Annotated in this window: 14 protein-coding genes; 13 read left to right on the forward strand and 1 reads right to left on the reverse strand. The window is 72.6% G+C overall.

Annotation, left to right across the window (positions count from 1 at the left end):
* Positions 1-97 precede the first annotated feature (97 nt).
* From Sri02f_RS02890 to Sri02f_RS02910, 5 genes are read left to right on the forward strand one after another with little or no spacing between them, the layout of a single operon-like run.
* On the forward strand, positions 98-715 hold the full coding sequence (locus Sri02f_RS02890; RefSeq protein ID WP_108999464.1) for an RNA polymerase sigma factor: 618 nt from the start codon (positions 98-100) through the stop codon (positions 713-715).
* Positions 712-1674 carry a zf-HC2 domain-containing protein gene (locus Sri02f_RS02895; protein ID WP_108999465.1) on the forward strand — a complete coding sequence of 321 codons (963 nt, stop codon included), beginning with the start codon at positions 712-714 and terminating at the stop codon, positions 1672-1674. Before Sri02f_RS02890 ends, Sri02f_RS02895 begins: the two co-directional genes overlap by 4 nt.
* Positions 1671-2444 carry an ABC transporter ATP-binding protein gene (locus Sri02f_RS02900; protein WP_174855573.1) on the forward strand — a complete coding sequence of 258 codons (774 nt, stop codon included), beginning with the start codon at positions 1671-1673 and terminating at the stop codon, positions 2442-2444. The genes Sri02f_RS02895 and Sri02f_RS02900 overlap by 4 nt, the downstream gene beginning before the upstream one ends.
* Positions 2441-3787, forward strand: a complete 1347-nt coding sequence (locus tag Sri02f_RS02905; protein ID WP_108999467.1) for a hypothetical protein — start codon at positions 2441-2443, stop codon at positions 3785-3787. The genes Sri02f_RS02900 and Sri02f_RS02905 overlap by 4 nt, the downstream gene beginning before the upstream one ends.
* Complete coding sequence (locus tag Sri02f_RS02910; RefSeq protein WP_245970373.1) at positions 3784-4431, forward strand: hypothetical protein; 648 nt, start codon at positions 3784-3786, stop codon at positions 4429-4431. Before Sri02f_RS02905 ends, Sri02f_RS02910 begins: the two co-directional genes overlap by 4 nt.
* 100 nt (positions 4432-4531) lie before the next feature.
* On the opposite strand, the gene Sri02f_RS02915 is transcribed toward Sri02f_RS02910, so the two are convergent.
* Complete coding sequence (locus tag Sri02f_RS02915) at positions 4532-5068, reverse strand: HNH endonuclease (protein WP_108999468.1); 537 nt, start codon at positions 5066-5068, stop codon at positions 4532-4534.
* Between the two features lie 323 nt (positions 5069-5391).
* Between Sri02f_RS02915 and Sri02f_RS02920 the strand changes: the two genes are divergently transcribed.
* The 8 genes from Sri02f_RS02920 to Sri02f_RS02955 all read left to right on the forward strand — a co-directional run bounded on the left by Sri02f_RS02920 (position 5392) and on the right by Sri02f_RS02955 (position 15249).
* Complete coding sequence (locus Sri02f_RS02920) at positions 5392-6498, forward strand: mechanosensitive ion channel family protein (RefSeq protein WP_108999469.1); 1107 nt, start codon at positions 5392-5394, stop codon at positions 6496-6498.
* Between the two features lie 280 nt (positions 6499-6778).
* On the forward strand, positions 6779-7990 hold the full coding sequence (locus Sri02f_RS02925; RefSeq protein WP_108999470.1) for an ROK family transcriptional regulator: 1212 nt from the start codon (positions 6779-6781) through the stop codon (positions 7988-7990).
* Between the two features lie 95 nt (positions 7991-8085).
* Positions 8086-9435: an ABC transporter substrate-binding protein gene (locus Sri02f_RS02930; RefSeq protein ID WP_108999471.1), complete on the forward strand. Its 1350-nt coding sequence runs from the start codon at positions 8086-8088 to the stop codon at positions 9433-9435.
* Between the two features lie 2 nt (positions 9436-9437).
* Positions 9438-10442 (forward strand): carbohydrate ABC transporter permease, encoded by a 1005-nt coding sequence (locus Sri02f_RS02935; protein WP_245970375.1) that lies wholly within the window; start codon positions 9438-9440, stop codon positions 10440-10442.
* A gap of 5 nt (positions 10443-10447) precedes the next feature.
* Positions 10448-11341, forward strand: a complete 894-nt coding sequence (locus Sri02f_RS02940) for a carbohydrate ABC transporter permease (protein ID WP_108999472.1) — start codon at positions 10448-10450, stop codon at positions 11339-11341.
* Positions 11342-11347: 6 nt separating this feature from the next.
* Positions 11348-12613 carry a 6-phospho-beta-glucosidase gene (locus Sri02f_RS02945; protein WP_108999473.1) on the forward strand — a complete coding sequence of 422 codons (1266 nt, stop codon included), beginning with the start codon at positions 11348-11350 and terminating at the stop codon, positions 12611-12613.
* Positions 12604-13575: an N-acetylglucosamine kinase gene (locus tag Sri02f_RS02950; RefSeq protein WP_108999474.1), complete on the forward strand. Its 972-nt coding sequence runs from the start codon at positions 12604-12606 to the stop codon at positions 13573-13575. Before Sri02f_RS02945 ends, Sri02f_RS02950 begins: the two co-directional genes overlap by 10 nt.
* A gap of 300 nt (positions 13576-13875) precedes the next feature.
* Complete coding sequence (locus Sri02f_RS02955) at positions 13876-15249, forward strand: GlnX family signal transduction membrane protein (RefSeq protein WP_108999475.1); 1374 nt, start codon at positions 13876-13878, stop codon at positions 15247-15249.
* Positions 15250-15256: the final 7 nt, after the last annotated feature.

The following is a 15256-nucleotide window of genomic DNA, read 5'->3' on the forward strand; positions in this document are numbered from 1 at the left end:
AACCTGCCACAACCCCGCGCGATCCGCTCAGGACGAGGACCGGGAGGGCGCCGTCGGCGCGTGAACCGGTCGCCCGGGACCGGACGATAGAGGGGGTGTGAGACTGTTCCGCCCCGTGAGGGGCCATGGGGAGGGCGACACGGACGCGGCGCTGCTGCGGGCCGTGGCGGACGGGGACCCGTCAGCGCTGGCCACGCTGTACGACCGGCATGCCGGATGGCTGTTCGCGCGGCTCAGCCGGCGCTGCGCCGACGCCGAGGTCGTGCGCGAGGTGGTGCAGGACACCTTCGTGACCGTGTGGCGTTCGGCGGGCGGGCACGCCGGCCGGGAGGCCGGCGGCTGGCTGTGGACCATCGCCGCCCGCCGGCTCGTCGACGCGCGGCGGGTGCAGGAGCGGGCCGCGCGGGTCGAGACGGCGCGGGTCGAGGACTGGCCGTCGCCGGTCGCCGCCTCCGCCGAGGAACGCGCGCTGGCCGGTCTGGAGTTCGGCGACGTGGGCACCGCTCTCGACCGGATCTCGCCCGAGCTGCGGGAGGTGCTGCGCGTGACCGTCGTCGACGGGCTGACCACCCGGGAGGCGGCCCGGCTGCTCGGCATACCCGAGGGCACGGTCAAGACCCGCGCGATGCGCGCCCGGGCCGAGCTTCGTGCGGCCCTCGCCCAGTTGCGCCCGCACCCGGCTCCGCATCCCCGTCCGGCGGGAGGCCCGGCATGAGCACGACCCCCTGGCACACGTCCGACGACCTCGCCGCCCGCTATGCGGACGGCTCCCTGCCGGAGTCCGAGGCCTGGTCCCTGGAGAAACACCTGGAGCGGTGCGGGGCATGCGCGGCGCGCGTCTCTGCGGCCGTCCGGCAGTCGCCCGCGGCGGGGCCGGTGCTGGCGCAGATACGAGAGGCGGTGCTCAGGGAGACCGCGCTCGCGAAGGCCGTCCGGCCGGAGGCCCGAGAGGCAGGGCGGGCGGCCGCTCACGAGGCGCACCGGGTCTCCCCGGGGACTCTCCGGATTCCCCCCGCCCGCTCCGCCCGCCGCGCGCGCCTGTGGTCCTCCTTCCTCGTCCGCGCCCTGTGGGCCGCCGGTCCCGCCGTCCGTGGCGCCTGGACGGCAGCCGTGTGGCTCGTCGCCCTCGGCGCTCTCGCCCTGTCCTACGGGGCGGGGGTCGACGCTTCGAGGCCGCTGCTGCTGGCGCTCGCGCCGCTGGCGCCCGTCGCCGGGGTCGCCCTCTCCTACGGGGTGCACGCCGACCCGCTGCACGAGATCGCGGCGGCCACGCCGTCCGGGGGACTGCGGCTGATGCTGACGCGGACGGCCGTCGTCCTCGCCGTCAGTCTCCCGCTGCTCACCCTCACCGGCCTGCTGCTGCCCGCCGCCGGGACGCCGGGCGCGGCCGCCTGGCTGCTGCCGGGGCTCGCGCTGACGCTGGCCTCGCTGACGCTGGCGGGCTGGGTCGGCTGCCGGGCCGCCACCGCGCTGACGGGCGGGGGATGGTCGTGCGCCGTCCTCGTCCCGGCGCTGACCGCCTCCGGCGGCCCCGCCCTCACCGAGCTGGCCGAGCAGCTCGACCGCTGCCTGGCCGGCCCTCGCGCCCAGGGGGCCTGGGGGGCCGCGGCCCTGCTGTGCGCCGCGCTGCTCGCCGCCCGCCGTTCCGCCTACGACCACATGGAGAAGCCATGAGCACGATACGAGTGAGCGGACTGCGCGTGCGGCACCGCAGGACCGTGGCGCTCGACGCCGTCGACCTCGACCTCGGCCCCGGCGTGCACGGGCTGCTCGGTCCGAACGGGGCCGGGAAGACGTCGCTGATCCGGGTCCTGGCCACCGTCGCACAGCCGTCCGCCGGGCAGGTGGAGATCCTCGGCGAGGACGTCGGCGAACCGGCCCGGCGCGGCCCGGTCCGTGCGCGACTCGGCTATCTGCCGCAGGAGTTCGGCTACTACCCGCGCTTCACCGTGCGCGAGTTCGTCGCGTACGTGGCCTGGCTGAAGGACATACCGGCCGCGGACGTGCCGGCCGCCGTCGATCTCGCCGTCCGACGGGTCGGCCTCGGCGACCGGGCCGACGCCAAGGTGAGGACGCTGTCCGGCGGCATGATCCGCCGGGTGGGCATCGCCCAGGCCATCGTCAACGAGCCGGACGTTCTGCTCCTCGACGAGCCGACCGCCGGTCTCGACCCCGAGCAGCGCGTCGAGTTCCGCGCCCTGCTGCGCGAACTGGGCGCCCGGGCCACGGTGCTCGTCTCCACCCACCTGGTGGAGGACGTGGCAGCCGCCTGCACGGAGGTCACCCTCCTGGACGCTGGAAGGGTCGCCTACCGGGGCACCCCGGCCTCGCTCAGCGCCGTCGGCGAGGCCTCGGGGCCGGACGGCATCGGCGACAGCCCCATCGAACGCGGCTACACGGCGGCCCTGCGCGCCCACCGCGCCCCTCTGGAGCCGACGCGATGACCCTCGTGACCGAGAAGCGGACCACCCGGCCCGCCGCGCCGCGCCCGCCGCACCCCCTGCGCGCCGAGGTCGCCCGTGGTTTCGCCCCGTGGGCCGGAGCCGCCGCCTTCCTCACGCCGGCGGTGCTGCTGGCCGCCGAGGCGGACCGCTGGCAGGGCGGCTGGGCGGAGACCCGCACCGAGCTGCACGCCATGCAACTGGTCCTCGTACCCCTCGCGGCGGCCGCGGGCTGCCGGCAGGGCGGGCGGGAGCGGCGGCGGGCCACGGAGGAACTGTGGACGACGGCCGTGCGCGGACCGCTGGTCCGGTTGCTGGTGGCGGCGCTGCCGCTCGCGCTGTGGGTGGTGGCGGGCTATCTGCTCGCCGCGACCGGGGCGCTCCTCGCCACCTGGCCGTACGCCCGCGGCGACCGGCCGTACACGGACCTGTTGCCCGCGGACGCGGTGGTGCTCCTGGCCGCCGCGGTGGCCGGGCACGTCGTGGGGCGGCTGGTGGCCTGGCGGCCGGCGCCGCCGCTGCTGGCGGCGGCCGGGTACGTCGGTCTGGCCCTGTGCGGGCGGGCGGATGCGGGCGCCTGGCGCCGGCTCGACCCGGCACTGCCCGTCGCCGAGGAGCTGGTCCCGGTGGGGTGGCAGCCCGTCGCGCTGGCCGTGTGGGCGGGCGGGCTGGCGGCGGCCGCCGTCCTGGCGTACGCGCTGCGGGGACGGCGTCGGTGGACCGTCCTGCTGCCGTTGGCGGCGGCGGCAGCCGCGGGCGGGCTGCTGGTGCGGTCCGGGCCGGAGCTGTGGCACGCGAACCCGTCCGGGAGCGGGCAGGTCTGCGACACGTCGACCGTGCCGCAGATCTGCGTGAACGCCCGCTACGCAGGCATGCTGCCGCAGGTCACGAAGGCTCTGTCGGGTGTCACCGGCCGCCTGGAGGGCGTACGGAACCTGCCCGTCAGGTTCGAGGACCGTCCGGGCGAACCACACGACGGCGAGGTGCAGCTGCCCCTGCTGACGCCGATCGGCTGGTCGGTCGTCCGCGGCCGGCTGACCGATCCTGAGCAGTACGCGTGGGAGGCGACGGCCGCGCTGCAGGACCGCGCGAAGTGCGGCGAGCCGGACGCGCGCGTGCGCGCGGCGGATGCCGCCGTCTCCGACTATCTCGCGCCCAACCCCGCCCAGGGGCACTTCGACGAGCTGGACGCGAAGGGCGACGCCGCCCGGCGCGCCGAGCTGAGGGAACGGCGGGCGGCTCGCGCGCGGCTGGCGTCGATGGGCGCCGACGAGCGCCGGACCTGGCTCTCGGCGTACTTCGCGACGGTCGGCGACTGCCACCAGAACGGGGTGCCCGCCCTGTGAGCCCCCACCGTCTCGCCCTGACCGGCATCGGCCTCTACGCCCGCTCCCGCACCCTTCCCCTCACTCTCGCCCTGCTCGCCGGGACCTGCGCGTTCGCCGCGGAGGCGGCACACCGTACGGACGACGTCCAGCGGGCCCCGGGCTGGTCGGCGCCGGTCGTGGCGTTGGCGCCCCTGCTGGCCGCCGCGCTGATCGGCGCGAGCCTGTACGCCCCCTCCGAGGAGCTGGACCGTACGGCCGTGCGCCCTTGGTGGCCCCGCCGGCTGGTCCATCTGCTCGCCCTGTCCGTCCTCGCCTGCGCGCCAACGGCGCTGACCGTGCCCGGCGACGGCCCCGCTTTCGTCGCCGCGGCCTCGCTCCGCACCCTGCTCGGCTGCGTCGGCGTCACGGCGGCCGCGGCGGTGCTGGTCGGCGCCCGGCTGAGCTGGCTGCCCGCGTTCTGCTGTGTCGGCGCGGTCCACCTCGCGTCGGGCGGGGTACGCGGGTGGGCGGTCACGGTGTGGGCGTGGCCGACGCGGCCGGGCCAGGAGGCGGGGGCGTGGCTGGCTGCGGGCGCGGTGTTCGTGCTGGGCACGGCACTGCACGCGGCCCGCGGCCCTCGCCCGGAAAGCCCGCGCGCACAGGGACCGCACCGCCCCTCGTGACAGCGACGACATCCCGGGGCCGGGTGTCGGCGTCCCGAAGGGCCCCGTGGCCGGGCCTCGGCTCAGCGCCACGGGGCATGAAGAAGCCCGGATCCGTCGGCTATGCGGAGATGCCGTCGATCCGGGCCAGGGCGTCGTCCGCGCCGTACGGTTGCAGGTACGGCAGCCAGCACGGGTCCCTGTGGCCCGTGCCGATGATGCGCCAGGCCAGGCCCGAGGGAGGAGCGGGTTTGTGACGCAGCCGCCAGCCGATCTCGACGAGGTGGCGGTCGGCCTTGACGTGGTTGCAGCGACGGCAGGACGCGACGACGTTGTCCCACACGTGCTTGCCGCCGCGGCTGCGCGGGATGACGTGGTCGACGCTGGTGGCGACGCCACCGCAGTACATGCACCGGCCCCCGTCCCGCGCGAAGAGCGCTCGACGGGTCAGGGGAACGGGCCCACGGTAGGGAACGCGGACGAATCGCTTGAGCCGGACCACGCTGGGTGCGGGGACTGTGACGGTCGCGCTGTGCATGAAGGCGCCGGATTCCTCCAGGGAGACCGCCTTGTTCTCCAGGACGAGGATGAGCGCGCGGCGGAGCGGTACGACGCCGAGCGGCTCGTACGACGCGTTGAGGACCAGGACATGCGGCACGGATGCCTCCTTGGGCGTCGGCGGCGCGTGGCTCGCGCCGGGACGATCTGCAGTCAGTCTCTCCTCTTGCCTGGTGGACGCGCCACCATGTCCCGGTAACGGGCTGGGAGTGTTTTCGACCACACCCTGTTTCTCCCCGGGATCATGGCCTGTTCAAGCGCAGGTGAGGACCGTCTCTCCTTTCCGGATCTCGCCGAAGCACACACAGTGCCCCGTTAGTGTGGTGGTTCTGCCTGTCCGGTGACCATTCCGTGACCTCGCAGCGCGTGTCGACCTCGACCGCCGCACCGGATGACGCAGAGCAGCACCTGGAGGTACCTGCCTTGTCCTTGTCCGCCGTCCTACCGGCCGCCGACGTGTCGCCCACGCCGACTCCCTCGGAGTCGCCGAGCGCAGTGACCGTCCCGTCCCTGCAGGACGCCCAGGAGAGCGCGACGAACGCGGCCAGCTGGGTCGAGCAGAACTGGTCGACGTGGTTGGCGATCGGTCTGCGCGTGCTGCTGATCCTGGTGATCGCGGTGGTGCTCAGAGTGGTGGTCCAGCGGGCGATCACCAAGCTGATCGACCGGATGAACCGCACCGTCGCCTCGGTCGACGGCACGGCGCTGGGCGGGCTGCTCGTCAACAACGAGCGGCGGCGGCAGCGCTCGCAGGCGATCGGGTCGGTGCTGCGCTCGGTGGCGAGCTTCCTGATCCTGGGCACGGCCGCGCTGATGGTGCTGGGCACCTTCGAGATCAACCTGGCCCCGCTGCTGGCCTCCGCGGGCGTCGCGGGCGTGGCGATCGGTTTCGGCGCCCGCAACCTGGTCACGGACTTCCTCTCCGGCGTGTTCATGATCCTGGAGGACCAGTACGGCGTCGGCGACCAGATCGACGCGGGCGTGGCCACCGGCGAGGTCATCGAGGTGGGCCTGCGTGTGACGAAGCTGCGTGGGGCCAACGGTGAGATCTGGTACGTCCGCAACGGCGAGGTCAAGCGGATCGGCAACCTGTCGCAGGGCTGGGCGACGGCAGGCGTCGACGTGACCGTCAAGGCCTCCGAGGACCTCGACCGCGTGAAGGCGACGCTGGACGAGGTCGCCGAGAAGATGAGCAAGGAAGAGCCCTGGAACGAGCTCCTGTGGAGCCCGATCGAGGTGCTCGGCCTGGACAGCGTCCTGCTCGACTCGATGGTCGTCCGGATCTCGGCGAAGACGATGCCGGGCAAGTCCCTGGCGGTCGAGCGCGAGCTGCGCTGGCGCGTCAAGCGGGCCTTCGACGAGGCCGACATCCGCATCGTGGGCGGCGCGACCGCCCCGGTGACGGAGGACCCGGACGACCCGGCGGCCGCGGTCGCGGCGCCCTCGGTCTTCTCCAACGCGGACTCGCCGCAGCACGCGGCGGCGACACCGATCGTGCAGCCCCGGGCGACGACGCCTCCGGGGAAGTAGGGGAAGCAGGGGGAGACGGGGAACGGTTCAGCACGCTCGTTCGAGTGATCAGGGGCATCCGACGCCACAGGCGCGTCGGGTGCCCCGTCGTTCTGCCGGGGCCCCCTGGTAACGACTCTGTTGCCTCGGGAGCGTTTGCCGTTTCGCGCCTTGACGTCCCCTTCGCGCCGGGCTTACGTTCCCTTCCACCGATAGGAAACTTTCCTAACAGTGACCGGATGTGGACGTGCGTCCGGCCGCACTGAGAAGCTGTGCAGTTCAGAAAGGCAGGTGTCGATCCATGGCAGGAACCGCCGGCACGCCGGGCACCCCGCGCGTCCTGCGCGCCATGAACGACCGGGCGGCCCTCGACCTGCTGCTGGCGCACGGCCCTCTGTCCCGCACCCGCATCGGCAAGCTCACCGGCCTGTCCAAGCCCACCGCCTCGCAGCTCCTGGCCCGCCTGGAGGCGGCCGGGCTGGTGCTGGCGACCGGCACCACCGAGGGGCGGCCCGGCCCCAACGCCCAGCTGTACGAGGTCAATCCGGCCGCCGCGTACGCAGCGGGACTCGACGTCACCCCCGAGCGCGTCCTCGCCGCCGTCGCCGACGTCACCGGCCGGACCGTGGGCGCGTACGAGGTGCCCACGCCCGGCAGGAAGACCGCCGGGGCCGTCGTACGGCAGGTCACCGACGCCCTCGACGGCGCGGTGAAGGCGGCCGGCCTCACCCGGGCCGACGTGCGCCGGCTCGTCGTCGCCACCCCCGGCGCCTTCGACCCCACCACCGGCCGGCTGCGCTACGCCTCCCACCTGCCCGGCTGGCACTCCCCCGCGCTGCTCGACGACCTCGCCGCAGCACTGCCGATGCCGGTCGAGTACGAGAACGACGTCAATCTCGCCGCCGTCGCCGAACAACGGCTCGGCGCGGCCCGCGGCCACGAGGACTTCGTCCTGCTGTGGAACGAGGGCGGCCTCGGCGCCGCGCTCGTCCTCGGCGGCCGGCTGCACCGCGGCTGGACCGGGGGCGCGGGAGAGGTGGGTTTCCTTCCGGTTCCGGGCGCGCCCCTGGTCCGACAGGTGACCAAAGCCAACAGCGGCGGCTACCAGGAGCTGGCCGGCTCGCAGGCCCTCCCCCGGCTGGCCCGGGAGATCGGCATGAGCGCGGTCCCCTCCGGGCCGTACGCCGAGGCGGCCGCGACGCTCGTGGCACGGGCGGCCGCCGAGGACACCGTCCTGAACCGGCTGCTGCTCCAGACGTACGCGACCCGGCTCGCGACCGGTCTCGCCTCGCTCGTCTCCGTGCTCGACCCCGAACTCGTCGTCCTCAGCGGCGCCTCCCTGACGGCCGGCGGCGAAGTGCTGCGCGCTCTCGTCCAGGCCGAGCTGGAGGAGCTGGCCGCCTCGCGGCCCAAGCTGGTGATGGGCGACGTCACCGAACGGCCCGTGCTGCGCGGCGCGCTGGAGAGCGCGCTGGCCGCCGCCCGCGACGAGGTCTTCGACACTTCGCGCTAGTCCCACCCGCGCCCTCCCGGCTCCCCTCGCCTCACCCTCTTCTCCTCTCCTCTCACACCTCACCTCACCCTCCCCTGTCCCTGGAAGGCTCCGCCATGCCCACACGCATACCCGAAGTCGTCCGAAAGGCGGCTTTCGCCCTCACCGCCTCCACGGCCCTGCTGCTGAGCACCACCGCCTGTACCGGTCAGTCGGCCTCGGAGGCGAGCGACGACGCGTCCAAGGAGCAGACCATCACCTTCTGGCACGCCTGGAGCGCGCCGAACGAGGTGAAGGCCGTGCAGTCCCTGGTCGCGGGCTTCGAGAAGGCGCATCCCAACATCCACGTGAACGTCGTCGGCAACATGACCGACGACAAGATCAACCAGGCGCTGCGCGCGGGCGGCAGCAAGGCGCCCGACGTGATCTCGTCCTTCACCACCAACAACGTCGGCAAGTTCTGCTCCTCCGGCGCCCTCGTCGACCTCAACCCCTTCTTCAAGAAGGCGCACATCGATCCCGGCGCCACCTTCCCGAAGGCGATGAACCAGTACACCCAGTACGACCTCAACCGGTGCGCGGCGCCCCTGCTGGGCGACGCCTACGGGCTCTACTACAACAAGACGGCGTTCGCGAAGGCGGGCATCCAGACCCCGCCGAAGACCTGGTCCGAGTTCGAGACCGACGCCAAGAAGCTGACGATCGCCCAGGGCGACACGTACAAGCAGCTCGGGTTCATGCCGGACTACCACGGCTGGGAGACGACGACCGAGCACTACATGGGCCAGTTCTCGCCCACCTACTTCGACAGGTCCGGCAAGTCCACGATCGCCACCGACCCGGCCGTGGCCGGCGCCTTCACCCTGCAGAAGAAGCTCGTCGACGACCTCGGCGGCTTCCGGAAACTGGAGAAGTTCCGGTCCGGCCTCGGTGACGAGTGGGGCCCCAAGCACCCCTTCCAGACCGGCCAGGTGGCCATGCAGCTGGACGGCGAGTGGCGTCTGGGCATGGCGATGGACGCCAAACCGGGCTTCGAGATCGGCGTCGCCCCGCTGCCCGTCCCCGACGACCAGGCCGCCCAGTACGGCAAGGGCTACATCACCGGCACCATCGCCGGCATCGCCGCCACCAGCAAGAAGCAGAACGCCGCCTGGGAACTGCTGAAGTACATGACCACCGACACGGGCGCGGTCGTCGCGTTCTCCAACGCCATCCACAACGTGCCGTCCACGCTGGCCGCGCTGAAGTCCCCGGACCTGAAGTACGACCCGCGCTTCAAGACGTTCCTGGACATCGCCGCCAACCCGAACTCGACCACCTCCCCGGCCTCGGTCAACGGCGGCGTGTACCTGACGACCATCCAGCAGCTCGGCTACGACTACGAGAGCGGCAAGGTCACCGACCTGCAGACCGGCCTGCAGCAGGCCGCGAAGCAGATCGACACGGACATCGCGCAGGCGAAGTAGCGATGAGCGCCCTCACGTCGGCGTCCCGGCGCCCCTCGTCCGGCCGTTCATCCCGCCGTTCGCCCGGCCGCTCGCCCGGCCTCGCCGCGAAGCAGCGCAGGCAGGCCCTGCGGACGCTCGCCTTCCTCTCGCCCTGGTTGATCGGGTTCGCGGTCTTCTTCGCCTACCCGATGATCTCGACGGTCTACTTCTCGTTCATGCACTACGACGGCTTCAAGCCGCCGACCTGGAGCGGGACGAAGAACTGGACGTACGTCTTCGAGCACTACCCGTTCTTCTGGCCGGCCCTGCGCAACACCCTCTGGCTGGTCGTGATCATGGTGACGCTGCGGGTCCTGTTCGGGCTCGGGATCGGCATGCTGATCACGAAGATCAAGACGGGCACGGGGATCTTCCGGACCCTCTTCTACCTGCCGTACCTCGCCCCGCCGGTCGCTGCGACCATGGCGTTCGCGTTCCTGCTCAACCCCGGCACCGGCCCGGTCAACTCCCTCCTGGAGAAGATCGGCATCCCCGCCCCGGGCTGGTTCAACGACCCCGACTGGTCCAAGCCCGCCCTCACGCTGATGTTCCTGTGGGGCGTCGGCGACCTGATGGTCATCTTCATGGCCGCCCTGCTCGACGTGCCCAGGGAGCAGTACGAGGCGGCCGAGCTCGACGGCGCGTCGGCGTGGCAGCGGTTCCGGTTCGTCACCCTGCCCAACATCTCGCCGATCATCATGTTCGCGGTCGTCACCGGGGTGATCGCGGCGATGCAGTGCTACACGCAGCCGCTCGTCGCCGGGAAGGTCGCCTCCGGCGTGATCCAGGGCGCGGGCACCATGTTCGAGCCCGGCTACCCCGAGCACTCCACGCTCACCCTCCCCCAGCTCGTCTACAACCTCGGCTTCCAGCGTTTCGACTACGGCTCGGCCTGTGTCGTCGCCCTGGTCCTGTTCGCTCTCTCGATGGCGTTCACCGCGCTGTTGATGCGGCGCCGGGGCGGTCTCATCCAGGCAGGTGACTGACCATCATGACCCAAGTACTGGAACGTCCGCCCGAGTTGACGGCCCCGTCGTCGCCCGCCGAGCGCACCGCCCGCCGCAGGGCACTGCTGGAGTGGATCGCCGTCCACTCCCTGGGCGTGGCGGCCGCCCTCTTCTTCACGCTCCCCTTCGTGTTCGTGTTCCTCACCTCCCTGATGAGCGACTCGCAGGCGCTCAGCCGGGACCTGATCCCGCACACCTGGGAGTGGGGCAACTACCGCAAGGTCTTCGACACCCCCGGCTTCCTCACCTGGTGGCGGAACACGCTGATCTACGCGGGCCTGGGCACCGTCCTCACCGTCGTCTCCTCGGTGCCCGTGGCGTACGCGCTGGCCAAGTTCCGCTTCCGGGGCCGCAATCTGACGCTGATGCTGGTGATCTCGATGATGATGCTGCCGCCGCAGGTGGTCGTCATCCCGATGTACCTCTTCTGGGCCAAGCAGCTGGATCTGTCGGGCACCCTGTGGCCGATGATCATCCCGCTGGCGTTCGGCGACGCGTTCTCGATCTTCCTGCTGCGCCAGTTCCTGATGACGATCCCCAACGAGTACGTGGACGCGGCGAAGGTGGACGGCTGCGGTGATCTGCGCACCCTGCTGAAGGTCGTCCTGCCGATGGCGAAGCCCGGCATCGCCGCCGTCGCCCTCTTCCAGTTCTTCGCCGCCTGGAACGACTACTTCGGCCCGCAGATCTACGCCTCCGAGAACCCGAACGCGTGGACGCTCTCCTACGCCCTGGAGTCCTTCAAGGGCGCGCACCACACCGACTGGAACCTCACCATGGCGGCCACCGTGCTGGTCATGGCCCCCGTGATCCTCGTGTTCTTCTTCGCCCAGAAGGCGTTCGTCGAAGGTGTCACCCTTACCGGAGTAAAGGGTTAACAAGCCATGAAACTCACCGTGGTCGGCGGCGGCTCGACCTACACACCCGAACTCGTCGACGGCTTCGCGCGCCTGCGCGACACCCTTCCCGTGGAGGAACTGGTCCTCGTCGACCCGGCGGCCGACCGCCTGGAACTCGTCGGCGGTCTCGCCCGGCGGATCTTCGCCCGGCAGGACCACCCGGGCCGGATCGTCACGACGTCCGACCTGGACGCGGCCGTGGAGGGCGCCGACGCCGTGCTGCTGCAGCTGCGGGTCGGCGGCCAGGCGGCACGCCTGCAGGACGAGACCTGGCCCCTGGACTGCGGCTGCGTCGGACAGGAGACGACCGGCGCGGGCGGCCTGGCGAAGGCGCTGCGCACCGTCCCGGTGGTCCTGGACATCGCCGAACGCGTCCGTCGGGCCAACCCGCGCGCGTGGATCATCGACTTCACCAACCCGGTCGGCATCGTCACCCGCGCGCTGCTCCAGGCGGGTCACCGGGCGGTCGGTCTGTGCAACGTCGCGATCGGCCTGCAGCGCAAGTTCGCGGCCCTGCTCGACGTGGCGCCGGCCGAGCTGCACCTCGACCACGTCGGCCTCAACCACCTCACCTGGGAGTCCGGGGTGCGGCTGCACGGCCCCGAGGGCGAGGACGTCCTGCCGCGGCTGCTCGCCGGCCACGCCGAGGCGATCGCCGCCGACCTGCGGCTGCCCCGCCCGCTGCTGGACCGTCTGGGCGTGGTCCCGTCGTACTACCTGCGCTACTACTACGCGCACGACGAGGTCGTGCGGGAACTGCGCACCAAGCCGTCGCGGGCGGCGGAAGTGGCGGCGATGGAGAAGGAGCTGCTGTCGCTGTACTCCGACCCGGCCCTCGACGAGAAGCCGGCGCTGCTGGCCAAGCGCGGCGGGGCCTTCTACTCGGAGGCCGCGGTGGACCTGGCGGCGGCGCTGCTGACCGGCTCGGGCAGCCCCTACCAGGTGGTGAACACCCGTAACGCCGGCACGCTGCCCTTCCTCCCGGACGACGCGGTGATCGAGGTCCAGGCGGCGGTGGGCCCCAAGGGGCCGTCCCCGCTGCCGGTCCCCTCCCTCGACCCGCTCTGCACGGGGCTGATGGCGCACGTGACCGCCTACGAGGACCTGGCGCTGGACGCGGCCCTGCGCGGCGGCCGTGACCGGGTGTTCAAGGCGCTCCTGTCCCACCCCCTGATCGGCCAGTACGAGTACGCCGAAGAGCTGACCGACCGACTGGTCGCACACAACCGGGAGCACCTCGCGTGGGTCTGACGGCAGGCGTCCTCGCCATCGACGCGGGCAACAGCAAGACGGACGTCGCGGTCGTGGCGGCCGACGGGGAGGTGCTCGCCACGGCCCGCGGCGGCGGCTTCCGGCCGCCCGCGGTGGGCGTGGCGGCCGCCGTGGACGCCCTGGCGGACACCGTCACGCGCGCGTACGGGGCGGCCGGCGTCACGGCCGCGACCCATGTCTCGGCCTGTCTGGCCAACGCGGACCTGCCGGTGGAGGAGGAGCAGTTGGCGGCGGCCCTGCACGCACGCGCGTGGGGCGGGTCCGTGGACGTCCGCAACGACACCTTCGCGATCCTGCGGGCGGGCGTGGCCGACCCCCGGGGCGTCGCCGTGGTCTGCGGCGCCGGCATCAACTGCGTGGGCATGCGCCCCGACGGCCGTACCGCCCGCTTCCCGGCCCTCGGCCGCCTCTCCGGCGACTGGGGCGGCGGCTGGGGGCTGGCCGAGGAGGCCCTGTGGCACGCTGCGCGGGCGGCCGACGGCAGAGGCGGGCCGACGGCCCTCACCCGCACCCTCCCGGCCCACTTCGGCCTGCCGACCATGTACGCGCTGATCGAGGCCCTGCACCTGGAGCGCGTCCCGCCGCACCGCCGCCATGAACTGACCCCGGTCCTCTTCGCGACGGCGGCGGAGGGCGACGCGGTCGCGCGCGCGGTCGTCGACCGTCTGGCGGAGGAGGTGGTGACGATGGCGACGGTGGCGCTGACCCGCCTGGAACTGCTCGCGGAGGAGACACCGGTGCTGCTGGGCGGCGGAGTCCTGACGGCGGGCCACGGACAGTTGGACGACCGGGTGCGCGAACTGCTGGCGGCCCGGGCTCCCAAGGCGGTGGCCCGGGTGGTGCGCGCGCGGCCGGTGCTGGGGGCGGCGCTGCTGGGCCTGGACCGCGTGGGCGCGGCGGCGGACGCGCAGCGCACGACCCGGGAGTTCTTCGAGGCCTGAGCCCGGCATGCGCACGAAGCGCAGTCCCTCAGTACCTCAGGAGACCGGGGCGGCGGAGCCGCGTCGGCACGGCGGCTCCGTCGTCGGCGCGCGGCCCGACGTTCGCCCGGCGCGCGGCCGGCCCGCGCCCGCCCGGCGCTCACAACGCGAGCCCCCCGAAAGGAACCGAACACCCTCTGAAGACGTATTCATGAACAGGGGTGACTGCGATCTGATCAAGATCCAGTGAAGGCCGGTGCGCACGACACCTCCCGCCAGCGATACTTGCCGGCGGGAGATGACCATGGGGGAGGTCAAACAGTGGCAGACCTGGCAAGCCCGCCGACCAACACGACACCACCGCCGACACGCCGTACGGCGTTCGCCGAGGGCGTCGACACGGTCCGCGCCGCGGCGACGACCGAACCGGGGCGGCTCCGCATCATCGGCGCCCTCCTCGCGCTGCTCGTCCTCGCCTTCGGCGCGGTGACCGCCTGGCAGACGACCGACCGCGAGGCCGCAGCCGACGACGTGCTGCACAAGAGCCAGCCGCTCAGCTCGGCCGCCGCAGACATCTACCGCTCGCTGGCCGACGCCAACACGGCCGCCTCCAACGGCTTCCTGGCGGGGGGCCAGGAGACGGCGGCGACCCGGCAGCGCTACGAGGAGGACATCGACAAGGCGGCCGCCGAACTCGTCACCGCGGCGAGCAACGCCGATCCCGGCTCCCCCTCCACCGAGTTCATCACCCGGCTGAACAAGCTGCTGCCCGAGTACAAGGGCCTGGTGGAGCGCGCGCGGACGTACAACCGGCAGGGCTTCCCGGTCGGCGGCGCCTACCTGCGCTACGCCAACGAGAAGATGCAGGACGACATGCTCCCGGCGGCGGAGGACCTCTACCAGCTGGAGAACCGCCGGCTGCAGGACGACTACGGCGACGCGACCCCCTACCCCTGGGCGGCGATCGCGCTGGGCGTCCTCGCGCTGGCCGGACTCGCCTGGGCGCAGCACCGCAACTACCGCCGCACGAACCGTGTCCTGAACCACGGCCTGGTCGCGGCGTCGGCGGCCACCGCGGTCGTGCTGCTGTGGCTGGTCGTCGGCCACACGGTGGCCCGCTCGGGCCTGAACTCCTCCTACGACAACGGCGTCCGCTCGCTGAACGTGCTGCACGACGCCCGGATCGCCTCCCTCAAGGCGCGCGGCAACGAGAACCTGACGCTGGTGTCGCGCGGCGCCGAGACGGTGAAGGTCACGGCCGACGGCGACGAGATCACGCTCGACAAGTACGACCACGAGTTCACCACCGACATGGGCGCCCTCGACAAGGGCCTCGCGCTCGCGGCGAAGCTCGCCGACGACCGGTCGGGCGAGAAGCCGGTGGCGACGGCCGAGAGCAACATGGCGGAGTGGAAGAAGCGCCACACCGCGGCCCGTGCCCAGGACGACAACGGCAACTACGAGCAGGCGCTGGCCCTGGTGATCGGCGGCAAGGACGCCACCGGCGCGTGCTTCGACGGCGTCGACAAGAACCTGGCGATCGCGCTGGCGCACGAGCAGGCCGAGTTCAGGCAGGCCGCCGGGAACGGTCTGGACGCGATGACCGGCCTGTCGCTCGGCGCCGCCGTGCTCGCCGTCCTGGGCGCCGCGGGCGCGGTCCTGGGCATCGGCCGCAGACTGTCGGAGTACCGGTGATGGGGGG

The sequence above is a fragment of the Streptomyces rishiriensis genome (assembly GCF_003112535.1).
GTDB classification, from domain to species: Bacteria; Actinomycetota; Actinomycetes; order Streptomycetales; family Streptomycetaceae; genus Streptomyces; species Streptomyces rishiriensis.